The sequence below is a fragment of the Streptomyces sp. NBC_00414 genome, assembly GCF_036038375.1.
GTDB lineage: Bacteria > Actinomycetota > Actinomycetes > Streptomycetales > Streptomycetaceae > Streptomyces.
In genome coordinates this window covers 3,407,808-3,430,895 of sequence record NZ_CP107935.1, presented here as the reverse complement: position 1 = coordinate 3,430,895, position 23,088 = coordinate 3,407,808, and the positions used below count along the sequence as shown (strand labels likewise).

Here is a 23,088-nt window from a genome sequence, read left to right as displayed (position 1 = left end):
TCGCCCACCGCTCAGACGATCTCCAGCGGCAGGTGCGGCCCGGCAGGCAGTTCGACCTCGACGGGGTCGCCGGGCCGCACCAGGCCGCCCGTGACGACCACGCTCATGATCCCGGACCTGAACCGGGCCTTCCCGTCCTCGTCCCGCCCCACCACCTGCCTCATGAGGCCCTTCTGGAAGGTGTCGATCTGCGCACAGGGATTGCGCAGGCCGGTGACCTCCACCACGGCCTCGTCGCCGAGGCGCAGCAGGGTCCCGGTCGGCAGCCCCAGCAGATCGATGCCCCGGGTGGTGACGTTCTCCCCGAGCTCCCCGGCCGCGACCTCGAACCCGGCTCCCCGGACCTCGTCGAACAGTTCCTCGTGGATGAGATGCACCTGCCGCAGATTCGGCTGCGAGGGATCCTTCCGCATCCGGAACCGGTGCTTGACGGTGACCCCGGCATGCACGTCCCCCTCGACCCCGAGCCCCGCGAGCAGCGTGATGCTCTCCCGGTTCGGCTTGGTGAACGAGTACGCCCCATTACTGCTGACCGCAGCGACACTCCCACCCATGCTGTGCAGCTCCCCTCGTCCTCGCGGTTGCCGTCGAACCGCAGGACAGAGCCTAAGCCGGGGCTCGTACACCGGTTCTCAGCGGGTGCAGATCGCCTGCGACACCATCCCGCCGTCGGGCGTCGCGGTCATGGAGGTGCTCGCCCGGTCGAGCTGGGACGGCGCGTACACCTCCTGCAGGAAGGAATTGCCGGAATCGGTGGGGCTGCCCCCGCCACCCAGCCCGTGCACCCGCGTTCCGGACGGGCATTCGGCGACGGCGTTGTCCACGTTCCGTACGGTCGCCACGGTGACCGCGGGAACGGTGCTGCAGATTCCGAGAACGCGCACCTGGATGGACCCGGGATGATCCCCTCGGCCCCGGACCGTGGCGACAGCGGCATCACGCGAGCCGGTCGAGCGGAACAGCTGAAGGCCCACATGGTGATCGGGGAAAGCGGCAGCGCCGGTGCCGATCACCCGCTTTCCGGCCGGGCACCTGACGCGGGCGGTCGCGAAACCTATGTCCGAGGAGATGGCGGAGACCAGCTGATGGCCCGGCAGCGAGGCGGCGGGCGCGCAGAGCGCGTACGCCTCCAGCCACCAGCCCGCACTGAATCCGGTACTCGGCTCACTGGCCGTGGCGCGGAAGTAGTCGCGCTGCAGGAGGAGGTCACGCCCCGGTTCCGCCCCGGTCAGAGCCACGATCCCGTGACCGTGGTCGAAGGCCCATCCACCGCCGCCGACCACCCGGTGGCCCGCGGGGCATTGCGCGCTCTTGCTCTTGCGCGCCTCCGAATTGTCGGGAGTCGGTCCGGAAGTCACCCTGACCAGTCCAGGAACAGCGGCCACGGGTGCCGATCGCGGCACCTGATCCACCGACAGGCCGGAAATCATCAGCAATGCCATGACGGCGGCGGCGCAATACCGTCCTTTCGCATGTCGCATCGGATGTGCCCCCTGGTGAACGCCCCGTTCGACTCCCGCCCCGAAGCGGGCCGCGGTCGGCATTCGGTGCGCGGCTTCTGTCGAGAGTCTCGCCGTTCACGAGGAGAGTCCACCCGTCAGGCGTTCTCGGCCCATTCGCGCAGGGCGGCCTTGCTGGAGAAATCGGCGACGTTCTTGTCCAGCGGGTCGTCGGTGTGCTGGTGGAAACGCCACTTGGCCTGGATGCGGGGCTTGCCCGCCGTCACGTAGTCGGCGATCCAGAGACCGTCACCGGCGTACGAGGTCGTGTCCACATTGAGCCAGTAATTCCGATTGCAGTACAAGATGACCCGGTTGTTGGGCCGCAGTTCCCGCACCTTGCGGATGAAGCGGTCCTTCTCGGCGTTGCTGGCGTGGGTGCCCTCGCCCGTCGTCTCCCAGTCCACGGCGAGGATGTCGCCGGCCTTCTCCGGGGCCTTGCTGACGAAGTACTCGGCCTGCGCTGTGAGGTTGCCGGGCCACAGGAAGTGATAGAAACCGACCACGCAACCGGCGTCCCTGGCCCGCTTGGTCTGCGCGCTCAGTTTCGGGTTGACGTACGTGCGGCCTTCGGTGGCCTTGACGAAGACGAAGGACAGGCCTTCGGTGCTGTACGAGGACGACTGGTAGGCGCTTACGTCGATACCGCGCAGCATGTGCGAACTCCTTGGTGCGTGGGGGCCGGAAGCACGACTGTGCCTCCTGGGGCCTGTGGGGGGCCAACATCCTTTGGACGTACCCCACTTGGCCCGCCCTACCCGCACGCCCGCCGACCCCCGGGAGGTCACGCCGGAGCATGCGCCGACGTACGAGCCCCGGAGCTCAGCACTCGATGATGTTCACCGCGAGCCCGCCCCGCGCCGTCTCCTTGTACTTGACGGACATGTCGGCGCCCGTCTCCTTCATCGTCTTGATGACCTTGTCGAGGGACACCTTGTGGGAGCCGTCGCCGCGCATGGCCATCTTCGCCGCCGTCACGGCCTTGACCGCGGCCATGCCGTTGCGCTCGATGCAGGGGATCTGGACGAGGCCGCCGACCGGGTCGCAGGTGAGGCCGAGGTTGTGCTCCATGCCGATCTCGGCGGCGTTCTCGACCTGTTCGGGAGAGCCGCCGAGCACCTCGGCGAGGGCGCCGGCCGCCATCGAGCAGGCCGAGCCGACCTCGCCCTGGCAGCCGACCTCGGCGCCCGAGATGGAGGCGTTCTCCTTGAAGAGCATGCCGATGGCGCCCGCGGCGAGCAGGAAGCGTACGACGCCGTCCTCCTTCTCGGCCTCCGAGGCGGAGGCGCCGGCGACGAAGTTCACGTAGTAGTGCAGGACCGACGGGATGATGCCCGCGGCGCCGTTCGTGGGGGCTGTCACCACGCGGCCGCCCGCCGCGTTCTCCTCGTTCACGGCCATCGCGTACAGGGTGATCCACTCCATCGCGTGGGCCAGCGGGTCGCCCTCGGCGCGCAGTTGGCGGGCCGACATGGCCGCGCGGCGGCGGACCCGCAGGCCGCCCGGCAGGATGCCCTCGCGGGACATGCCGCGCGACACGCACGCCTGCATCACGCGCCAGATGGCGAGGAGCCCTTCGCGGATCTCCTCCTCGGTGCGCCAGGCCCGCTCGTTCTCCAGCATCAGCGCGGAGATGGACAGGCCCGTCTCCTTCGCCAGCCGCAGCAGCTCGTCGCCCGTACGGAAGGGGTATTTCAGGACTGTGTCGTCCAGCTTGATGCGGTCCGCGCCCACCGCGTCCTCGTCGACGACGAAGCCGCCGCCCACCGAGTAGTACGTCTTCGACAGCACCTCGGCGCCCGAGGCGTCGTACGCCCACAGGGTCATGCCGTTCGCGTGGTAGGGCAGCGTCTTGCGGCGGTGCAGCACCAGGTCGTCGTCGAAGGAGAAGCCGATCTCGTGCTCGCCGAGCAGGTCGAGGCGGCCCGAGGATCTGATCTTCTCGACGCGGGCGTCGGCGCCCTCGACGTCCACGGTGCGGGGCGAGGCGCCCTCCAGGCCGAGCAGTACCGCCTTGGGGGTCCCGTGGCCGTGCCCGGTCGCGCCGAGCGAGCCGTACAGCTCTGCGCGGACCGCGGTCACGGGGGCCAGCAGGTCCTCGTTGCGCAGGCGGTGCGCGAACATGCTCGCCGCGCGCATCGGGCCGACCGTGTGGGAGCTGGACGGGCCTATGCCGATCGAGAACAGGTCGAAGACCGAGATGGCCACGGGAACTCCTCAAAGCGGGGTGAAGCGGGGTACGGCAGGGGTGGGGCGGGGTGTGGCCCGGGTGCGGCACGCGTCTGACGGGGTACCGCGCACCTTCCAGTGTGCGCGGTACCCCGCGAAACGGGACTACTTGCCCAGACCGGGGTACAGCGGGTGCTTTTCGGCCAGGGCGGTCACGCGGGCCTTGAGCGCCGCCGCGTCGAAGACCGGCTTGAGGGTCTCGGCGATGACGTCCGCGACCTCGGTGAAGTCCTCGGCCGTGAAGCCGCGGGTGGCGAGGGCGGGCGTGCCGATCCGCAGGCCCGACGTCACCATCGGCGGCCGGGGGTCGTTCGGGACGGCGTTGCGGTTGACCGTGATGCCGACCTCGTGGAGCCGGTCCTCGGCCTGCTGCCCGTCCAGCTCGGACTCGCGCAGGTCGACCAGGATCAGGTGCACGTCCGTGCCGCCGGAGAGCACGTTCACCCCGGCCTCGCGGGCGTCGGCCGCCGTCAGCCGCTCGGCGAGGATCCGCGCGCCCTCGATCGTGCGCTGCTGGCGCTCCTTGAACTCCTCCGTGGCGGCGACCTTGAAGGAGACGGCCTTGGCCGCGATCATGTGCTCCAGGGGGCCGCCCTGGAAGCCCGGGAAGACGGACGAGTTCAGCTTCTTCGCGAAGGCCTTCCTGGCGAGGATGATCCCGCCGCGGGGCCCGCCGAGTGTCTTGTGCGTGGTGGAGGTGACCACGTCCGCGTGCTCCACCGGGTTGGGGTGGAGACCCGCCGCGACCAGGCCCGCGAAGTGCGCCATGTCGACCCACAGATAGGCCTCGACCTCGTCCGCGATCCGGCGGAACTCGGCGAAGTCCAGCTGCCGGGGGTACGCCGACCAGCCCGCGATGATCACCTTGGGGCGGTGCTCCTTGGCGAGCCGCTCGACCTCGGCCATGTCGACCAGGCCGGCGTCGTCCACGTGGTAAGCGACCACATTGAACTGCTTGCCGGAGAAGTTCAGCCGCATCCCGTGGGTCAGGTGGCCGCCGTGGGCGAGGTCCAGACCGAGGATGGTGTCGCCGGGCTGGGCCAGCGCGAAGAGCGCGGCCTGGTTGGCGGAGGCGCCCGAGTGCGGCTGCACGTTGGCGTACTCGGCGCCGAACAGCTCCTTGACGCGGTCGATGGCGATCTGCTCGGCGACGTCGACGTGCTCACAGCCGCCGTAGTAGCGGCGGCCGGGGTAGCCCTCGGCGTACTTGTTGGTGAGGACCGAGCCCTGGGCCTCCATGACCGCGACCGGGGCGAAGTTCTCCGAGGCGATCATCTCGAGGGTGGACTGCTGACGGTGCAGCTCGGCGTCGAGGGCGGCGGCGACGTCCGGGTCGAGTTCGTGCAGGGGCGTGTTCAGAAGCGACATCGGTGCGGAGTCCTTATTCGGAGCCGGAGAATTCGGTGTACTCGGCGGCGGAGAGCAGGTCCTTCGGCTCGTCCGCCACCCGTACCTTGAAGAGCCAGCCGCCCTCGAAGGGAGCGGTGTTCACCAGCGCGGGGTCGTCCACGACGTCCTGGTTGATCTCGGTGATCTCACCGGAGACGGGCGAGTACAGGTCGCTCACCGACTTGGTCGACTCCAGCTCGCCGCAGGTCTCGCCCGCGGTCACCGCGGCACCGACCTCCGGGAGCTGGACGTACACCACGTCACCGAGCGCGTTGGCCGCGTGCTCCGTGATGCCGACCGTCGAGACGCCGTCCTCGGCGCCCGACAGCCACTCGTGCTCCTTGCTGTAGCGCAGCTCTTGGGGGTTGCTCATGGCCTGAATTCTCCTGTACGCGGGGAGTGCTGATGCGGGGGAACGCTGGTGAGCTGGGTGGATGTGCCCAGAGTCACTTGTGTCGGTCGCGGACCATGGTTCACGTCCGGTGCTCGCGGACCGGTACCGATGATGCTTCTGACGCGTGCGGACAGTGTTACTTCTGACGCTTGTAGAACGGCAGAGCCACGACCTCGTACGGCTCGTGACTGCCCCGGATGTCCACGCCGACACCGGTGGTGCCGGGCGCGGAGTGCGCGGCGTCGACGTAGGCCATCGCGATCGGCTTGCCGAGCGTCGGCGAGGGCGCGCCGGAGGTGACCTCGCCGACGACCTTGCCGTTGGCGACCACGGGGTACCCGGCGCGCGGGACCCGGCGGCCCTCGGCGACCAGGCCGACGAGCACCCGCGGGGGATTCTCCAGGGCACGCGCGGCGGCCGCGGAGAGCGCCTCGCGTCCCACGAAGTCGCCCTCCTTCTCGAACTTCACGACCCGGCCGAGCCCGGCGTCGAACGGCGTGAGCGAGGTGCTCAGCTCGTGCCCGTACAGCGGCATGCCCGCCTCCAGGCGCAGGGTGTCCCGGCAGGAGAGCCCACAGGGGGCGAGTCCGGCCGCGGTTCCGGCGTCGGTCAGCGCCTGCCACAGCTTCTCGGCGTCGGCCGGGGCCACGAACAGCTCGAAGCCGTCCTCGCCGGTGTAGCCGGTGCGCGCGATCAGGGCGGGGACGCCGGCGACCGTGCCGGGCAGGCCCGCGTAGTACTTCAGGCCGTCCAGGTCGGCGTCGGTGAGGGACTTCAGGATGCCGGAGGACTCGGGCCCCTGTACGGCCAGCAGGGCGTACGCGTCCCGGTCGTCGCGCACCTCGGCGTCGAAGCCCTCGGCGCGCTCGGTGACGGCGTCCAGGACCACCTGGGCGTTGGAGGCGTTCGCCACGACCATGTACTCGCTGTCGGCGAGGCGGTAGACGATCAGGTCGTCGAGGATGCCCCCGTCGGCCCGGCAGATCATGGTGTAGCGGGCGCGGCCGGTCTTCACGCCCCCGATGTTGCCGACCAGCGCGAAGTCCAGCAGCGCGGCGGCCTGCGGGCCGCTCACCGTGATCTCCCCCATGTGCGAGAGATCGAAGAGACCGGCCCGGGTGCGGACGGCGAGGTGCTCGTCGCGCTCGGATCCGTAGCGCAGCGGCATGTCCCAGCCGGCGAAGTCGGTCATCGTCGCGCCCAGCGAGCGATGCAGGGCATCGAGCGCGGTACGGCGCGGTTCAACGGGGGTGTTGCTGCTCATCGGCGGGGCTCCCAAGGCATGACGGCGAGGTCGTTCCTCCCCATCTGTCATCGGAACCTGAGAGGTTCGCCGTGTCCACCGGTGAATACGGGGGTCACTGACTTGCACCTTGGGTGGGGCCGACGCCCTGGCTGTCAGGGGGCGGCCCGCTTTTCAGATGTGCCTCGTCCGCGCGGTAACGGGGGCCTGAGAGATTCAAGGGAGGGACTTGCTCCTTCGGCGCCCGGGCACTCGTACACCTGCGTGTACATGTACCCGGAACTCTCCCGCGCGGATTCAAGCGGCCGGTATGCAGTTGGCGGGCACATCATTGCACGCCCCCGGCTCCGGGAGGGGGCCGAGCAGTGACCGGACGGGGGTCAGGGGTGTTCACAGTGATCTGTGACGGGGCTGTGGCAGGACAAGAACAGAAACGGGGGGACCAGCGCATTACCTTCTCTTTACACTCGACGGAGATGGGTCTGCCGACCCCATGGGGAGGACGATCAGGGTGAACAGGACCACGGCGTACGCGACCGGCACGGGCATCGCGCTGCCCAAGCAGCCACCCGCACCGGCCAGGGAGGCGTGCGACCCGATGGTGACGCCCGTCGTCCGCGATCTGCGGGCCCGCTCGGGACACAGCCCGCACGGTCTGCGCTTCGGAGGGGCCGACCTGGTGGTGGTCACGGGCCTGCCGGGCAGCGGCAAGTCGACCCTGATGCGCCGGGCGGTCACCGGCCGCCGCATCGACTCGCAGGACACCCGCGACCGCTGGGACGAGCGCCTCGCCCGTTTCCTGCCGTACGCGGTCTACCGGCCCCTCGTCCGCGCCGCGCACTACGCGGGCCTGCGCCGGGCCCTGCGCTCCGGGGAGGGCGTCGTCGTGCACGACTGCGGTACGCAGGCCTGGGTGCGCAGCTGGCTCGCCCGGGACGCCCGGCGCCGCGGGGGCACCCTGCACCTGCTCCTGCTGGACGTCGATCCCGGGACGGCGCTCGACGGCCAGCGCGAGCGCGGCCGGGGCGTCTCGCGGTACGCGTTCGCCCGGCACCGCGGCGCGGTCGCCCGGCTGCTGCGGTCCGTGGAGAAGGGCGACCTCCCGGAGGGCTGCGGTTCCGCGGTGCTCGTCGACCGTGCCGCGGCGGACGTGCTGCGGCGCATCGATTTCGGCGACTGACGGCGACTAACCTCGTCAACCGCACACGGCGGTTGGAGCAGGCGGTGGAGATGGACTTCCAGGCACAGGACATTCCGGCACAGGCGCACCCCCACATGGGTTGGCCCGGCAACGAGTTGGAGGAGGTGCTCGCCGCGTCCCTGGGACTCCCTCCGTCGCCCTCGACGGGGGCCCGGGTCGTGGAGACCCTCGGACGCGGCTTCATCTGGGTGCCGCTGCCCGAGGGGGGCGGCCCGCACAGCGGCCCGCTCGACCTGCCCACGATCGAGCTGGGCGGGCAGGCGTACGTGCCGGTCTTCACCTCGGAGCAGCAGTTCCGCCAGGTCGTCGGCGACCGCATGGCGTACACCGTGGCGCCCGCCGTGGAGTTCGCGCGCGGTCTGCCGCCCCAGGTCGGGATCGCGCTGAACCCGGACGGCACGGTGGGGATGCCGGTTCCCCCGCTCGCCGTCGCCGAGCTGTGCCGGGCCGGCCGGACCGAGCTGGACGGGCCCGCGAGCGGCGGCCGGGTCCGGCTGTTCCAGCCCGACTGGCAGGACGACCCGGTGGACTTCCTGGCCGCGGCCTCGGCGGAGTTCGACGCGACCGGCGTGGTGGCGAGCGCCCGGCGCTGTCTGGCGAGCATCGAGGGCGGCGACACGGTGATGTTCGTCGGCGTGGAGGCGACCCACTGGGACGAGAACGCGCGCACGCTCCCGCTGGACGCCCTGGGCCGCGCCCTCGGCCGGGTCCCGCTGCCCCACCCGGTGAGCCTGGTCTTCCTGGACGTGGCCCAGGACCCGGTGGGCGACTGGCTCCGCGCCCGGGTGCGGCCCTTCTACACCCACGCTTTCTGAGGTGGGCGCGTCCCGAAAGGGGCGCGGGGCTGTTTCGATGTGCGGCTCCGCCGCGGGGCGCGGCCGGCCACACACAACCCGCGCACGACGCATCACACACGGTCCCGAGCTCAGAACACCAAACCCGGCGGAGCGCAACGGTGCTGTCGGGATCGCCGCTTAAGCTGGTTTCATGGCTCGGTCGGGGTGGTGCGATGTTCAAGTGAACATGGCACCTCGTCGAATTGGAACCGTATGTCAGTGATGTCGCGAAGGGGCGGTAGAAGGTGAGCGCGTCGGGCACGGCCGCGGCCGGGCAGGTCGAGCACATGCTGCGCCAAGTGACGCCCGGGCGTTACGACGCCTACGAGGCGCTCCTTCGCGCTCTCGCGACCCCGCCGTCCGGTCAGGTGTGGATGCTGCTCTGGCACGGCCAGTCGGGCTCGCCCGACGCCCAGTACGGGAACATGGAGGTCGACGGCTTCGGCTACGCGCCCTGTGTGACCTCCGCCCAGGAGCTCTCGGCCAGCGGCTGGAACCGTTCGTACGAGGTGGTCGACGGGCTCGACGTGGCCCGCACCCTCTACCCCGACCACTACGGCCTCTGGCTGAATCCGCACGCGCCGGGCGGCGGCGTCGGCATCCCCTGGCTCGACCTGCGGCGCATCGCCACCGGTCTGGAGCGGCAGCCCGCGGGTCCGCTGCGGCTGTCCGAGCCGGGCATCGAGATCCCGCAGTTCTACGCCCTGCTCACGCAGAACGCGCACCGGACCGCCGCCGTCCGCTCGCTGCGCCGCGCCTGGGTGCAGCCCGCGCTCGGAGCCCCGTATCTCGCCATCGGGCTCGATGTGTACGACACCAGTCCACCGGCCGTGGACTCGGTGCGGGCGATGATGCAGCAGTCGATCGGGGCGGTGCCGGACGGTCTGCCGGTGTCGACCGTCGCGATGTCGGACGAGTACGACCCGGTGGCCCTGTGGCTGCGCGCCAACGCGCGGCCGTTCTACGACCGGGAGGCGCACGCGGCTCCCGTCCAGGCGCCGGCGGCGGGCGGTTACGGGTTCCCCGGCACGTACTGAGATGATCTGGACGGACGGCGTCCATCCCTCCGGGTGGCCGCAGTCCGTCAGGTGGAGTCCACCCAGTGGAGCATCCGCTCTCACACCCGTACCGCCGCTGGGCGGAATGTCCCGATCTACGCGGGTAAATGAGCTGCGGGGCCCCTTTCGCCCCAAGTGTCATGTGTCCGACCCCCGTTACCCGGCGTTCGGATAACGGAACCCTCCTGACGGCATCACGGTTGCGCATCCATTCGCCTTCAAGTCTGGCTTCAGATCACCGAGGCGTTGAAGACTCCCGGTCCAGGGGGTTTAAACCTTCTGTATGTACGAAGGACTGATCACGCCGCTACCGCGGCAAGCGTGGGCCGGCTACCGCCGGTTGAGAGGGGTCCCTGCCAGATGACGGCACCATTGCACGAGCCGACGGCCGAAGCCGCACCGAGCGCGGCCGACGAGGCGGCGCTCATTGCCGGCTCCGCCGAGGCGAAGGCGGTACAAGGGCGTTCCCTCGGCCGCATCGCCTGGGAGCGCCTGAAGCGCGACAAGCTGGCCCTGGCGGGCGGCATGGTCGTGCTCGTGCTGATCCTGATCGCGCTGTTCGCGCCAGTGATCGCCAACCTGGTCGGACAGGACCCCGAGACTCACCACGAGGACCTGATCGACCCGCTCTTCTCGACCCCCACCGGGTCCTTCGGCGGCATCAGCGGGGACCACCTCTTCGGTGTCGAACCCGTCAGCGGCCGCGACATCTTCGCCCGGATCGTCTACGGAGCCCGGATCTCCCTGCTGGTCGGCTTCCTGTCGGCCCTGGTCGCCGTGGTGCTCGGCACGATCCTCGGCGTACTCGCCGGCTACTTCGGCGGCTGGGTCGACGCGGCCGTCAGCCGCGTGATGGACGGCCTGCTGGCCTTCCCGCAGCTGCTCTTCATCATCGCGCTGGTCTCGGTCATGCCCAACGAGATGCTGGGCCTGACCGGCACGGGCGTGCGCCTGTTCGTGATGATCCTGGTGATCGGCTTCTTCGGCTGGCCGTACGTCGGCCGTGTGGTGCGCGGCCAGACGCTCTCGCTGCGTGAACGCGAGTACGTCGAAGCCGCGCGCAGCCTCGGAGCCGGACGGTTCTACATCCTGTTCAAGGAGCTGCTGCCCAACCTGGTCGCTCCGATCATCGTGTACACGACGATGATGATCCCGACCAACATCCTCACCGAGGCGGCGCTCAGCTTCCTGGGCGTGGGCGTCAAGCCGCCCACCGCGTCGTGGGGACAGATGCTCTCCGCCGCGATCGACTACTACGAGTCGGATCCCATGTACATGGTGATCCCGGGTGTGGCGATCTTCATCACGGTGCTCTCCTTCAACCTCTTCGGCGACGGCGTGCGTGACGCGCTCGACCCGAAGGGTTCCCGCTGAACTGCCGTACCCCCAAGGGCTCGTCATCTGTCGACGGGCCGCTACATATCGGAGGATCCGAGTGAGTACCCAACGCACCACAGGGCGGCGCAAGCAGGCCGTGGCCGCCGCAGCCGTGGTCGCTGCACTGCTGTCCACGGCGGCGTGCGGCGGCGGCAACGACGACGGGGGCGGTTCGAAGACCGGCGCGGCCGGCTTCGACGCCGCGAACAACAAGGTCGCCCAGGCCTCCCTCGCCAAGAAGGGCGGCACGCTGAAGTTCGCGGGCGCCCAGGATGCCGACTCGTGGGACACCACCCGCGGTTACTACGGCTTCATGTGGAACTTCTCCCGGTACTACAGCCGCCAGCTGGTCACCAACGCGACCAAGCCGGGCGCCGACGGTGCCAAGGTCACGCCGGACCTCGCCGAGGACACCGCGAAGGTCTCGGACGACGGCAAGACCTACACGTACACGCTGCGTGCCGGGTCGACCTGGGAGGATGGCAAGCCCATCACCTCGAAGGACGTCAAGTACGGCATCGAGCGCGCGTGGGCGCAGGACGTGCTCTCCGGCGGTCCGATCTACCTTCAGCAGGTCCTGGACCCGAAGAAGGAGTACAAGGGCCCGTACAAGGACAAGTCCGCGGACAAGCTCGGCCTGAAGGCGATCGAGACGCCCGACGACAAGACGATCATCTTCAAGCTGCCCGAGGCGAACTCGGACTTCGAGGAGATGCTCGCGCTGACCTCGGCGTCCCCGGTCCGCCAGGACAAGGACACCAAGTCCAAGTACGGCCTGAAGCCCTTCTCGTCCGGCCCGTACAAGTTCCAGTCGTACACGCCGAGCAAGGGCATCGTGCTCGTCCGCAACACCGAGTGGAAAGAGTCCTCGGACCCGATCCGCAAGGCGTACCCGGACAAGATCACGGTCGACTTCTTCACCAACGCCAATGACATGGACCAGCGCCTGATCAAGGGCGACTTCGACCTTGACATCGGCCAGACCGGTCTCTCCCCGCAGGGCCGCACCACCGCCCTGAAGCAGCACAAGGCCAACCTGGACAACCCGGTCTCCGGCTACATCCGCTACGCGGTCTTCCCGCAGAGCGTCAAGCCGTTCGACAACGAGCACTGCCGCAAGGCCGTGATCTACGGTGCCGACCACGAGTCGCTCCAGACCGCTCGTGGCGGCCCGGTCGCCGGTGGTGACATCGGTACCAACATGCTGCCGCCGTCGGTCCCGGGCTCCGAGGGTCAGAAGTACGACCCGTACGAGTCGGCGACGACGAACAAGAACGGCAACGTCGCCAAGGCCAAGGAAGAGCTCAAGGCCTGCGGCAAGCCGAACGGCTTCAAGACCACCATCGCGGTGCGTAACAACAAGCCGGTCGAGGTGGCCACGGCCGAGTCCCTCCAGGCGTCGCTGAAGAAGGTCGGCATCACCGTCGACATCGAGCAGTTCGACGGTGCCCAGACCACCGGCATCATCGGTAGCCCCTCGAACGTGAAGAAGAAGGGCTACGGCATCATCATCATGGGCTGGGGCCCGGACTTCCCCAGCGTCCAGGGTTACGGCCTGCCCCTGTGGAGCGGCGACTACATCCTTGAGAGCGGCAACAACAACTTCGCCCTGATCAAGGACAAGACGATCGACGGACTCTTTGACAGCTACACCAAGGAGCTCGACAGCACGAAGAAGGCCGAGATCTCCACGGAGATCAACCACAAGGTCATGGAGGGCGGTTACTACCTGCCCTTCGTCTTCGAGAAGTTCATCAACTGGCGCTCCAACCGACTGGCGAACGTCTACACGACCGACGGCTACAGCGGTCAGTACGACTTCGTCAACCTCGGCCTGAAGAAGTAACACCGACCGGCGCACCCGCCATACGGCACGAAAGGCAGGTGAAGGCCGGCGCGGCGTGACCCGCGGGCCACCGGACGACCTCCGGTGGCCCGCGGCCCCGCCGCCGGGCCGAGAGCAGTGCTCGCATACCTCATCAGGCGGCTTTTCGCCGCCGCAGTGATGCTGGTGATCATCATTCTGGTGGTCTTCTGCATCTTCTTCCTCGTCCCCCGCTGGGCGGGCGTGGACCCGGCCACGATGTTCGTCGGCAAGCAGGCGGACCCTGCGGCCATCGAGGCCGTGCGGCAGAAGCTCGGTCTGGCAGATCCGATCTTCGCCCAGGTCTGGGAGTTCTTCAAAGGCATCTTCGTAGGCCGCACGTACTCGGGTGGCGGCGACGTCACGCAGTGCGCGGCGCCCTGCTTCGGCTACTCCTTCCGCAGCGAGCAGGCCATCTGGCCGGTGCTCACCGACCGCTTCCCGGTGACCCTGGGTCTCGCGCTCGGTGCCGCCTTCCTGTGGCTCATCTTCGGTGTGGCCGCGGGTGTGCTCTCGGCGCTCAAGCGCGGTTCCTTCTGGGACCGTGGCGCGATGATCATCGCCCTCGGTGGCGTCTCGCTCCCCATCTACTTCACCGGCATGCTGTCGCTGGCGATCTTCAGCTACGGACTGGGCTGGATCGACGGCAGCTACGTCCCCCTCGAAGAGAGCTTCACCGGCTGGTTCGGCGGCATGATCCTCCCCTGGATCACGCTGGCCTTCCTGTACGCCGCGATGTACGCCCGCATCACCAGAGCCACCATGATGGAGGTCCTGGGCGAGGACTACATCCGGACGGCCCGCGCCAAGGGCCTGACCGAACCCGTCGTTATCGGAAAGCACGCGATGCGTTCCACCATGACGCCGATCCTCACCATGCTCGGCATGGACCTCGGTGCGCTGATCGGTGGCGCGATCCTCACCGAGACCACCTTCAGCCTTCCCGGCCTCGGCCAGGCCGTCCTCAAGGCGATCAGCGACAAGGACCTGCCCGTCATCCTGGGCGTCACGCTGATCACCTCGCTCGCGGTGATCATCGCGAACCTGCTGGTCGACTTGCTGTACGCCGTGATCGACCCCCGAGTGAGGCTCTCATGACCGAACTCAGCAAGAGCGGAGCAGCGGTGGGTGAGCCCGTCAAGGACTCGCACACGCCCTCCGCCTTCCTCGAAGTCCGCGACCTCAAGGTGCACTTCCCGACCGACGACGGGCTGGTCAAGTCCGTCGACGGGCTCAGCTTCTCGCTGGAGAAGGGCAAGACCCTCGGCATCGTGGGCGAGTCGGGTTCGGGCAAGTCGGTGACCTCGCTCGGCATCATGGGCCTGCACACGACCGGCCAGTACGGCAAGCGCAAGGCCCAGATCTCCGGCGAGATCTGGCTGGACGGCACGGAACTGCTCACCGCCGACCCCGACCACGTGCGCAAGCTGCGTGGCCGAGAGATGGCGATGATCTTCCAGGACCCGCTGTCGGCGCTGCACCCGTACTACACGATCGGCCAGCAGATCGTGGAGGCGTACCGCATCCACCACAAGGTCACCAAGAAGGTGGCCCGTAACCGGGCCGTCGAGATGCTCGACCGCGTCGGCATCCCGCAGCCGGACAAGCGGGTGGACAGCTACCCGCACGAGTTCTCCGGCGGTATGCGCCAGCGCGCGATGATCGCGATGTCGCTGGTCAACAACCCCGAGCTGCTGATCGCGGACGAGCCGACGACCGCCCTGGACGTCACCGTCCAGGCGCAGATCCTCGACCTCATCCGGGACCTGCAGAAGGAGTTCGGCTCCGCGGTCATCGTCATCACCCACGACCTGGGCGTCGTCGCCGAACTGTCCGACGACATCCTGGTGATGTACGGAGGCCGCTGCATCGAGCGGGGTCCGGCCGAGAAGGTCTTCTACGAGCCCAAGCACCCCTACACCTGGGGCCTGCTGGGTTCGATGCCGCGGCTCGACCGCGAGCAGACGGAGCGGCTGATCCCGGTGAAGGGCTCCCCGCCCTCGCTGATCAACCTTCCGTCGGGCTGCGCCTTCAACCCGCGCTGCTCGTACGCGGACGTCCCCAAGGACAACGTCACCCGCACGGTCCGCCCCGAGCTGGCCCAGGTCGGCGGTCAGCACTGGGCCGCCTGCCACATGACGCAGGAGCAGCGGGAACGGATCTGGACCGAAGAGATTGCGCCGAAGCTGTGAGTGACAAAGCAGAGGACAAACCAGTGGCCAACCCCGCACAGCGCGACGGCGTGGCCGCCGGTGCGACCCTCACCAGGGACGCCGCTCCCGGCGAGACGCTCCTGAAGGTGACCGGGCTGCAGAAGCACTTCCCGATCCGCAAGGGCCTGCTCCAGCGGCAGGTCGGCGCGGTGCGGGCGGTCGACGGCCTCGACTTCGAGGTCAAGTCCGGCGAGACCCTGGGTGTCGTGGGCGAGTCCGGCTGTGGCAAGTCGACGATGGGCCGGCTGATCACGCGGCTCCTCGAACCGACCGCGGGCAAGGTCGAGTTCGAGGGCAAGGACATCACGCACCTCGGGGTCGGCGCGATGCGCCCGATGCGCCGTGACGTCCAGATGATCTTCCAGGACCCCTACTCGTCGCTGAACCCGCGCCACACCATCGGCACGATCATCAGCGCCCCCTTCAAGCTCCAGGGCGTCACGCCCGAGGGCGGCATCAAGAAGGAGGTGCAGCGGCTGCTGTCGGTGGTCGGGCTCAACCCCGAGCACTACAACCGCTACCCGCACGAGTTCTCCGGCGGCCAGCGCCAGCGCATCGGTATCGCCCGCGCGCTCGCGCTCAACCCGAAGATGGTCGTGGCGGACGAGCCGGTCTCCGCGCTCGACGTGTCGATCCAGGCGCAGGTGGTGAACCTGCTGGACGACCTCCAGCAGGAGCTCGGCCTCACGTACGTGATCATCGCGCACGACCTGTCCGTCGTACGCCATGTCTCGGACCGTATCGCCGTGATGTACCTCGGCAAGATCGTCGAGCTGGCCGACCGCGACTCGCTGTACAAGGCGCCGATGCACCCGTACACCAAGGCGCTCATGTCGGCCGTGCCGATCCCGGACCCGCGGCGCAAGTCGGCCAAGAGCGAGCGCATCCTGCTCCAGGGAGACGTGCCCTCGCCGATCTCACCGCCGAGCGGCTGCCGCTTCCACACGCGGTGCTGGAAGGCCACGCAGATCTGCACGACCACCGAGCCGCCGCTCCTGGAGCTGAAGCCCGGTCAGCAGGTCGCCTGCCACCACCCGGAGAACTTCGAGGACCAGGCACCGCAGGACACCGTGCTGCTGACCGTCGCGAAGCAGGCGGCGGAGCTGGTGGCCGACGAGGTCCTCGCGGAGTCCGCGGCGACCTCGGCCGCGGTGGCCGCGGAGGTCGCGGACACCACCGCCGCGGAGACGCCGGTCACGAAGACCGTCACGGACACTCCGGTCACGAAGACCGCGCCGGAGACTCCCGCCGAGGAGAAGTAAGTAAGACAAGTAACACCGAGCCCCCGCCTTGCAATGTAAGGCGGGGGCTGTGTGCTGGGTGAGAATACAGAGGTGCTCCAGCAACTCTTCACTCCCTCCGTCCAGCACACCCTCGAACTCGTCGGCATCTTCTTCTTCGCGATCTCCGGCGCGCTGCTGGCCGTGCGCAAGAACTTCGACGTCTTCGGCATCGCCGTCCTCGCGGAGGTCACCGCGCTGGGCGGCGGCCTGTTCCGGGACCTGATCATCGGGGCCGTGCCGCCCGCGGCCTTCACGGACCTCGGGTACTTCCTCACCCCGTTCCTCGCCACCCTGCTGGTGTTCTTCCTCCACCCGGAGGTGGAGCGGATCCAGCTCGGGGTGAACGTCTTCGACGCGGCCGGCCTCGGCCTCTTCTGCGTCTCCGGCACGACGAAGGCGTACGAGTACGGGCTCGGCCTCACCGCCTCCGCGACCCTCGGCCTCGCCACGGCCGTCGGTGGCGGTGTGCTGCGGGACGTCCTCGCCAACGAGGTGCCGTCGCTGCTGCGCTGGGACCGCGACCTGTACGCCGTGCCCGCCATCGTCGGCGCCACGATGGTCGTCCTGTGCATCCGCTACGACGTGCTGAGCCCCTTCACCTCGGGGCTCGCCGTCATCACCGCCTTCGCGCTGCGGCTGCTCGCGATGCGCTACCACTGGCGCGCGCCCCGGGCGTGGCACCGGCGCTCGACGGCGGTCGAGGTCCAGGAGTGAGGCCAGGCTCGCGTTCATGTGATCGAAACAGCAAAAGCTACCGCTTAGTAATTACCTGTTGTACCGTTCACGCATGTCAGAAGCAGCTTCCGCGCACGCGCTGCGGACCAGGATCGGCGACAGCGAGTTCGACCGCGACACCGCGGTCACCCGACGCGAACCCGGCGTCTACGACATCGACCTGTCCGCCGGGTGGACGATCATCAACGCCGTCAACGGCGGCTACCTCCTCGCCGTCCTGGGCCGCGCACTCGCGGACGCACTGCCGCACCCCGACCCGTTCACGATCTCCGCGCACTACCTGACCGCGTCCCACCCGGGCCCGGCGGTCGTGCGCACCGACGTCGTACGCGCCGGTCGCACCCTCTCCACCGGCCAGGCGTCCCTGTTCCAGTACGACGACGCGGGCCGCGAGGTCGAGCGGATCCGCGTACTCGCCTCGTACGGGGACCTCGCGGACCTGCCCGACGACGTCCGTACGACCGCGAAGCCGCCCGCGATCCCGCCGGTCGACCAGTGCTTCGGGCCCGACGACAGCCCCGCCCCCGTCCCCGGCAGCTCCGCCATCGCCGACCGGCTGATGCTCAAGCTCGACCCGGGCACGCTCGGCTGGGCCCTCGGATCGCCGTCCGGCAGGGGCGAGATGCGCGCCTGGTTCGGCCTCGCCGACGGCCGTGACGCCGACCCCCTCTCGCTGCTCCTCGCGGTGGACGCGCTGCCGCCGACCGCCTTCGAACTCGGCCTGACCGGCTGGGTGCCCACCGTCGAGCTGACCGTGCACGTGCGCAGCCGTCCGGCGCCGGGCCCGCTGCGGGTCTCCATCACCACCCGCAACCTCGCGGGCGGCTTCCTGGAGGAGGACGCCGAGGTCTGGGACAGCGCGGACCGACTCGTCGCGCAGTCCCGCCAGCTGGCCAGGGTGCGGCTCGGCTGATCTCCGTACCCGGCCGGTCTCCCGCCCCTGCTCGATCTCCACGGCGGGCCTGATCTTCGTACTCTGAGGGTGTGAAGTCCGACCGGCTGCTCACCGAGCCGCCCGAGGACGACGGGACCGGCGACCGGGTCGTCGCGCGGCCCGCGTGCGGGATGGTGGGCGAGGCGCGGCCGTTGCTCGCACGGAGCTGTACGGGCCGATGTGGCGGGGGAGTTGAGCCGTCCTTTGCCCTAACCACAGGTGGGGCACAGCGCGGGCCCAAGCGGGGCCCATGAGCGGTTGGTTGCATGCGTTTCTCAGACTGATCCCATGCATTTCACCCAACGGAGCTGCTCTCATGAAGCGTGTACGTCACGTTCCCGCCGTCGCCCTGCTGGCCCTCGCGCCACTCCTGCTGACGGCCTGCGGCTCGGGCGACTCCTCGTCGGGCGACGGCAACGGCACGTCGGCGCAGTCGAGTTGCCGGCCACCGTCGGGCGCGCCGAGCGGCGGCGCCTCTGGGTGGCCGAGCGGGGCCCCGTCGGGGATGCCGTCCGGGGCGCCCTCGGGAGCGCCGTCGGGCGCGGCCACGGGGAAGGCTCCATCGGGTGCGCCCTCCGGGATGCCGTCCGGTGCGCCGAGCGGCGGACCCGGCGGACAGGGGGGCGGCCAGGGCGGCGGCTGCGGCCCCGGCGGCGGTCCGCAGGGTCAGGGGCAGCAGAGCCGGCAGGCTCAGGGCTAGGGGCGCGCAGGGCTCACTGGGGGCGAGGCTCGGAGCGGAGCAAGACTCAGGGCGGAGCAGGACTCAGGGCGCGTACGGGACCGTCGTACGCGCCCTTCGCGCGGGCGGGGCCGTCGATGGAGGGGCCGGGTGTCAGCCCAGCCAGTGGCGGCGGCCGATGCTGATCAGCCGCATCCGGCGCCTGGCGACCCGCGCCACCCGGTCCTGTTCCGCCGGGGCCGCCTCCAGGAACGTACTGGCGGTCATCAGCATCTGGTCGACGTACAGCCCGGCGAGCATCAGCAGATCGCCGTCGCTCCAGCCGGCCGACTCGGGCTGCTTGGCCAGCTCGGCCTTCACCTCGTCGGTGAACCGGTCCATCTGTTCCGCGATCGCGGCCCGGACCTTCTGCACCCCGCCGTTGCGCTCACGGGCGATGAACCGGATGTGCGCGGGGTGCTCACGCACATGACGGGCGATCAGGGCGACGGCCCGGTCTATGCGTTCGTCGCTGTCGCCGGACGCGGACACCGTGCCGGAGATCATCGGGTGCAGGCTGCCCAGCGCCTCCTCGACCAGGGCGACACCGAGGTCCGCTGTCGAGTGGAAGTGCCGGTAGAAGGCGGTCGGGGCGACACCGACGGCCCGGGTGACCTCGCGCAGCCCCAGGCTGCTGAGGCTCTGCTCCTCCAGCAGGCCCAACGCGGCGTCCAGGAACGCCTGTCGGGTTTTCTGTTTCTGGGCCTGTCGGACGCCGAGCGTGTGACTCATGCCATGCAGTAAACAACCGTTCTCTGTAATGGGAAAGTCGCCCAACAGGTTAGACTTTGGAGTCAGTGAACAACTGTACCTACAAGCGTTCACCGAATCTTCCACGAGAGGCGACTCATGCTGATCCTCGTCGCGGCGCTCCTGCTGCTGGGTGTCGTGCTGGGCACCGTGGCCCACGCGCCGCTCTCCTTCTCCGTCGTGGCCGCCGTGGTCATCGGCGTCTGGCTGGCCGTCTTCGCGATCCGCGAGCGCCACGGCCGACGTCGCGAGACCTCCGGCTGAACCGGCCGCCACGCCGCCCGGCCGCGTACGACCGGCCGCATACGACCGACGCGTCCGACCGGCCCGCGCGCGTCCGACCGAACTGTCGATCCGTCCACGCACGACTGCCTGCTGGGAGCAGACACATGGAACTCACCACCGCCGCCCCGCGGAACCGGAGCGCCGCCCGTGACGCCGACGGTATGGCCGTCGCGTCGTTCATCCTCGGCCTCGTCGGCCTGCTCGCCCTGAACGTCTTCCTGGGCCCCGTCGCCATCATCCTGGCCTCTGCGGCCCTCCTCCGGGGCACCACCCGCCGCGGGCGCGCCTTCCTCGGGCTCGGCCTGGGCGTCGCCGACCTGGTGGTCCTGGTCGCCTTCATGTCGGCGGACAGCACCCTGTCCTGGAGCTTCTGAGACCGGTAGGCGCCGAGCTTCCGGGACCGGTACGCGCCGAGCCTCCGAGGCCGGTACGCGCCGGGGTCGGGCGTGAACGGCCCCCGCCCGACCGAGTCGGAGGACGGCGGGCTCTAGAATCGGGCGCACCATGGCATACCTCGACCACGCCGCGACCACCCCCATGCTCCCGGAGGCGGCCCTGGCAATGACCGCCCAGTTCGCCGTCACGGGCAACGCCTCCTCCCTGCACGCCGCCGGCCGTCGCGCCCGCCGGACGGTCGAGGAGTCCCGCGAGACACTGGCGGACGCCCTGGGCGCCCGCCCCAGCGAGGTGGTCTTCACCTCCGGCGGCACCGAGGCCGACAACCTCGCCGTGAAGGGCCTGTACTGGGCCCGCCGCGACGCCGACCCGGCCCGCACCCGGATCCTGGCCAGCCCCGTCGAACACCACGCCGTCCTCGACGCCGTCCACTGGCTCGGCGAGCACGAGGGCGCCACCGTCGAGTACCTCCCGGTCGACCGGTACGGCCGCGTCCACCCGGAGACCCTGCGCGAGGCCATCGCCCGCAACCCCGACGACCTCGCCCTCGCGACCGTCATGTGGGCGAACAACGAGATCGGCACGATCATGCCGGTCCGCGAACTCGCCGACGTGGCAGGGGAGTTCGGGATCCCGCTGCACGCGGACGCCGTCCAGGCCTTCGGTCAGGTCTCCGTCGACTTCGGCGCCTCGGGACTCGCCGCGATGACCGTCTCGGGGCACAAGATCGGTGGCCCGTACGGCATCGGGGCGCTGCTGCTCGGCCGCGAGTACAGCCCTGTTCCGGTCCTGCACGGTGGCGGCCAGGAGCGCCATGTGCGCTCCGGCACCCTGGACGTGCCCGCCGTCGCCGCGTTCGCCGTGGCGGGCAGCACGGCCGCCGAGCAGCGGGAGTGGTTCGCCCGTGAGATCGGCTCGCTGCGCGACGACCTGGTCGACTCGGTCCTCGCGGCCGTTCCGGACGCGATCCTCGGCGGCGACCCGGCGGAGGGGGGCCGCCTGCCCGCGAACGCCCACTTCACCTTCCCCGGCTGCGAGGGCGACTCGCTGCTCCTGCTGCTCGACGCCCAGGGCATCGAGTGCTCCACGGGCTCCGCGTGCACGGCCGGCGTGGCCCAGCCCAGCCATGTGCTCCTCGCCACCGGCACCGCCCCCGACCTGGCCCGCGGCACCCTGCGCTTCTCCCTCGGCCACACCTCGACGGAGGCGGACGTCGAGGCGGTCGGCAAGGCGATCGGCCCGGCGGTGGAGCGGGCCCGGACGGCGGGACTCAGCTAGGACCTGTCCGGTCGTGCCTGTCCGGTCCTACCTGTCCGGTCGCCCGCCCCGGCCCGCTAGCGCATCGAGACCAGGACGACGCTGCCGAGCACGCTAGTGATCACGAAGAACGGCGCGTTGAGGACGCCGTAGTAGAGCGGGCGCGGGAAGTTCGGGTTGATGGCGATCTGGAAGGTCATCGCGCCGAGATAGCCGACGCCGACGAGGAGCCCGAAGACCACGGCGTCACCGATGCCGGTGATGTCGAGGGCCTCGACGAGCACGGCGCTGGTCAGAACGGTGAACAGGAGACACACCGGAGGACCCGCCATGGTGACCGCCGTCGCCGCGGGCGCCGGGGCGCCTTCGCGGCCGAGGGCGACGGCGTACGGCTTGGCGATCACGACCGCGAACCACACGCCGGCGAGCAGGACCGATGCCACGGCGGCCATGGCGACGGACAGCCAGTTGATGTCGGCGAGAACGGAGAACACGCGCAACTCCTTGCGACGAACGAGCGGCCCGTGTGACCGCCGGGACAGGAGTCTCCGCGAGGTACAGGACAGGTTGTGGCCGCTTCTCGGGGGAGTGCGGGGAGTTCTTCGGGAGAGTGCGGAACTGGCTTCCTGCCTGGCTTCCTGTCTGCCTGCCTGGTTACGCGCCGCGCGTGGTCGGCTCGGCCGTGGGGGTGGCCGTCGGGGAGGCCGTCCGCCCGGCCTCCCGCTTCGCTGCCGCGCGCACCATGGGGATGTACCGGTCCCAGTCCCAGTGCGGACCGGGGTCGGTGTGGTCGGTGCCCGGTACCTCGACGTGCCCGATGATGTGCTCCCGGTCGACGGAGATGTCGTAACGGGCGCATATTCGCGCGCTGAGCCGGGCCGAAGCCTCGTACATGGCGTCCGTGAAGTCTTCCGGCCGGTCGACGAAGCCCTCGTGCTCGATGCCGACGCTGCGCTCGTTGAACTCGCGGTTGCCCGCGTGGAAGGCCACGTCCAGCTCGCGGATCATCTGGGTGATGCGGCCGTCCTTGCCGACGATGTAGTGCGCGGCGGCGCCGTGGCCCGGATCCTGGAAGACCTTCACCGCGCTCTTGAAGCTGCCCTGCGTGACATGGATGATCACGCGGTCTATGCCGAAGTCGTCCGGCCGGTCCGCCCGCCGCCAGTTCGCCGAGGACGCCGCCACCCAGCTCGCGCCCCCGAAGTCGACCTCGCCCTCCTTGCGGGGCTTCTCCACGCCCGGCGTGCGCCACCACAGACGCCCCAGCTCGTCCCGGGCCAGCACGGCGGTGCCGACGGCGGCCGCGGCCCCGCCGATGAGCAGCGCGCGGCGCCCGATGCGCCGGTCCGAGTCGTTCGTGGTCTCCCCCATGCGATCTTCAACGGATACTCGCGGGCTCCGGTTCCCGGGGACCCGTACCCTTGAGG

The 23,088-nt window shown here is 69.8% G+C and carries 24 protein-coding genes and 1 riboswitch; of the genes, 13 read left to right on the top strand and 11 right to left on the bottom strand.

Annotated features, from left to right (window positions below):
* Positions 1-11 precede the first annotated feature (11 nt).
* The 7 genes from OHS59_RS14565 to gcvT form a co-directional block, all read right to left on the bottom strand.
* Positions 12-554 (bottom strand): MOSC domain-containing protein, encoded by a 543-nt coding sequence (locus tag OHS59_RS14565; protein WP_328493823.1) that lies wholly within the window; start codon positions 552-554, stop codon positions 12-14.
* Positions 555-632: 78 nt separating this feature from the next.
* Positions 633-1,358 carry a hypothetical protein gene (locus tag OHS59_RS14560; protein WP_328493822.1) on the bottom strand — a complete coding sequence of 242 codons (726 nt, stop codon included), beginning with the start codon at positions 1,356-1,358 and terminating at the stop codon, positions 633-635.
* 239 nt (positions 1,359-1,597) lie between these two features.
* Entirely contained in the window at positions 1,598-2,155 is a 558-nt protein-coding gene (locus OHS59_RS14555) for a glycoside hydrolase family 25 protein (protein ID WP_328493821.1), read from the bottom strand.
* Positions 2,156-2,321: 166 nt separating this feature from the next.
* Positions 2,322-3,707 carry an L-serine ammonia-lyase gene (locus OHS59_RS14550; protein ID WP_328493820.1) on the bottom strand — a complete coding sequence of 462 codons (1,386 nt, stop codon included), beginning with the start codon at positions 3,705-3,707 and terminating at the stop codon, positions 2,322-2,324.
* Between the two features lie 126 nt (positions 3,708-3,833).
* Positions 3,834-5,096, bottom strand: a complete 1,263-nt coding sequence (gene glyA, locus OHS59_RS14545; protein WP_328493819.1) for a serine hydroxymethyltransferase — start codon at positions 5,094-5,096, stop codon at positions 3,834-3,836.
* A gap of 13 nt (positions 5,097-5,109) precedes the next feature.
* Positions 5,110-5,490, bottom strand: a complete 381-nt coding sequence (gene gcvH / locus OHS59_RS14540; RefSeq protein ID WP_328493818.1) for a glycine cleavage system protein GcvH — start codon at positions 5,488-5,490, stop codon at positions 5,110-5,112.
* 157 nt (positions 5,491-5,647) lie between these two features.
* Complete coding sequence (gene gcvT, locus OHS59_RS14535) at positions 5,648-6,775, bottom strand: glycine cleavage system aminomethyltransferase GcvT (RefSeq protein ID WP_328493817.1); 1,128 nt, start codon at positions 6,773-6,775, stop codon at positions 5,648-5,650.
* 163 nt (positions 6,776-6,938) lie between these two features.
* A riboswitch (glycine riboswitch) is annotated at positions 6,939-7,054 on the bottom strand.
* Positions 7,055-7,247: 193 nt separating this feature from the next.
* Between gcvT and OHS59_RS14530 the strand changes: the two genes are divergently transcribed.
* The 10 genes from OHS59_RS14530 to OHS59_RS14485 all read left to right on the top strand — a co-directional run bounded on the left by OHS59_RS14530 (position 7,248) and on the right by OHS59_RS14485 (position 18,234).
* Positions 7,248-7,934: an AAA family ATPase gene (locus tag OHS59_RS14530; RefSeq protein WP_443061440.1), complete on the top strand. Its 687-nt coding sequence runs from the start codon at positions 7,248-7,250 to the stop codon at positions 7,932-7,934.
* Positions 7,935-7,984: 50 nt separating this feature from the next.
* Entirely contained in the window at positions 7,985-8,770 is a 786-nt protein-coding gene (locus OHS59_RS14525; RefSeq protein ID WP_328499205.1) for an enhanced serine sensitivity protein SseB, read from the top strand.
* A 266-nt stretch (positions 8,771-9,036) separates the two neighbouring features.
* Positions 9,037-9,828, top strand: coding sequence for an enhanced serine sensitivity protein SseB C-terminal domain-containing protein (locus OHS59_RS14520; RefSeq protein ID WP_328493816.1), 792 nt, complete (start codon positions 9,037-9,039; stop codon positions 9,826-9,828).
* Between the two features lie 381 nt (positions 9,829-10,209).
* The gene (locus OHS59_RS14515) at positions 10,210-11,223 is read left to right on the top strand and encodes an ABC transporter permease (protein ID WP_328493815.1); all 1,014 of its coding nucleotides are present in this window, start codon (positions 10,210-10,212) and stop codon (positions 11,221-11,223) included.
* A gap of 61 nt (positions 11,224-11,284) precedes the next feature.
* Positions 11,285-13,072, top strand: coding sequence for an ABC transporter substrate-binding protein (locus tag OHS59_RS14510; protein WP_328493814.1), 1,788 nt, complete (start codon positions 11,285-11,287; stop codon positions 13,070-13,072).
* Between the two features lie 117 nt (positions 13,073-13,189).
* Positions 13,190-14,188 (top strand): ABC transporter permease, encoded by a 999-nt coding sequence (locus OHS59_RS14505; RefSeq protein ID WP_328493813.1) that lies wholly within the window; start codon positions 13,190-13,192, stop codon positions 14,186-14,188.
* Positions 14,185-15,282: an ABC transporter ATP-binding protein gene (locus tag OHS59_RS14500; RefSeq protein ID WP_328493812.1), complete on the top strand. Its 1,098-nt coding sequence runs from the start codon at positions 14,185-14,187 to the stop codon at positions 15,280-15,282. The genes OHS59_RS14505 and OHS59_RS14500 overlap by 4 nt, the downstream gene beginning before the upstream one ends.
* 23 nt (positions 15,283-15,305) lie before the next feature.
* Positions 15,306-16,565 (top strand): ABC transporter ATP-binding protein, encoded by a 1,260-nt coding sequence (locus OHS59_RS14495; protein ID WP_443061439.1) that lies wholly within the window; start codon positions 15,306-15,308, stop codon positions 16,563-16,565.
* Between the two features lie 72 nt (positions 16,566-16,637).
* Complete coding sequence (locus OHS59_RS14490) at positions 16,638-17,300, top strand: trimeric intracellular cation channel family protein (protein ID WP_328499204.1); 663 nt, start codon at positions 16,638-16,640, stop codon at positions 17,298-17,300.
* Positions 17,301-17,373: 73 nt separating this feature from the next.
* Positions 17,374-18,234 (top strand): thioesterase family protein, encoded by an 861-nt coding sequence (locus OHS59_RS14485; protein WP_328493810.1) that lies wholly within the window; start codon positions 17,374-17,376, stop codon positions 18,232-18,234.
* A 351-nt stretch (positions 18,235-18,585) separates the two neighbouring features.
* Here OHS59_RS14485 and OHS59_RS14480 read toward each other — a convergent pair whose 3' ends face one another.
* The gene (locus OHS59_RS14480; RefSeq protein WP_328493809.1) at positions 18,586-18,804 is read right to left on the bottom strand and encodes a hypothetical protein; all 219 of its coding nucleotides are present in this window, start codon (positions 18,802-18,804) and stop codon (positions 18,586-18,588) included.
* 283 nt (positions 18,805-19,087) lie between these two features.
* Positions 19,088-19,705 carry a TetR family transcriptional regulator gene (locus tag OHS59_RS14475; RefSeq protein ID WP_328493808.1) on the bottom strand — a complete coding sequence of 206 codons (618 nt, stop codon included), beginning with the start codon at positions 19,703-19,705 and terminating at the stop codon, positions 19,088-19,090.
* A gap of 117 nt (positions 19,706-19,822) precedes the next feature.
* Between OHS59_RS14475 and OHS59_RS14470 the strand changes: the two genes are divergently transcribed.
* The 3 genes from OHS59_RS14470 (at position 19,823) to OHS59_RS14460 (ending at position 21,682) form a co-directional block, all read left to right on the top strand.
* Positions 19,823-19,987: a hypothetical protein gene (locus OHS59_RS14470; protein WP_328493807.1), complete on the top strand. Its 165-nt coding sequence runs from the start codon at positions 19,823-19,825 to the stop codon at positions 19,985-19,987.
* A 125-nt stretch (positions 19,988-20,112) separates the two neighbouring features.
* Entirely contained in the window at positions 20,113-20,382 is a 270-nt protein-coding gene (locus OHS59_RS14465) for a DUF4190 domain-containing protein (RefSeq protein ID WP_328493806.1), read from the top strand.
* A gap of 130 nt (positions 20,383-20,512) precedes the next feature.
* A complete protein-coding gene (locus OHS59_RS14460; RefSeq protein WP_328493805.1) occupies positions 20,513-21,682 on the top strand; it encodes a cysteine desulfurase family protein in 1,170 nt (389 codons plus the stop codon).
* A gap of 56 nt (positions 21,683-21,738) precedes the next feature.
* Here OHS59_RS14460 and OHS59_RS14455 read toward each other — a convergent pair whose 3' ends face one another.
* Positions 21,739-22,155, bottom strand: coding sequence for a DUF1761 domain-containing protein (locus OHS59_RS14455; protein ID WP_328493804.1), 417 nt, complete (start codon positions 22,153-22,155; stop codon positions 21,739-21,741).
* Positions 22,156-22,315: 160 nt separating this feature from the next.
* Positions 22,316-23,032, bottom strand: coding sequence for an N-acetylmuramoyl-L-alanine amidase (locus tag OHS59_RS14450; protein ID WP_328493803.1), 717 nt, complete (start codon positions 23,030-23,032; stop codon positions 22,316-22,318).
* Between the last annotated feature and the right edge of the window lie 56 nt (positions 23,033-23,088).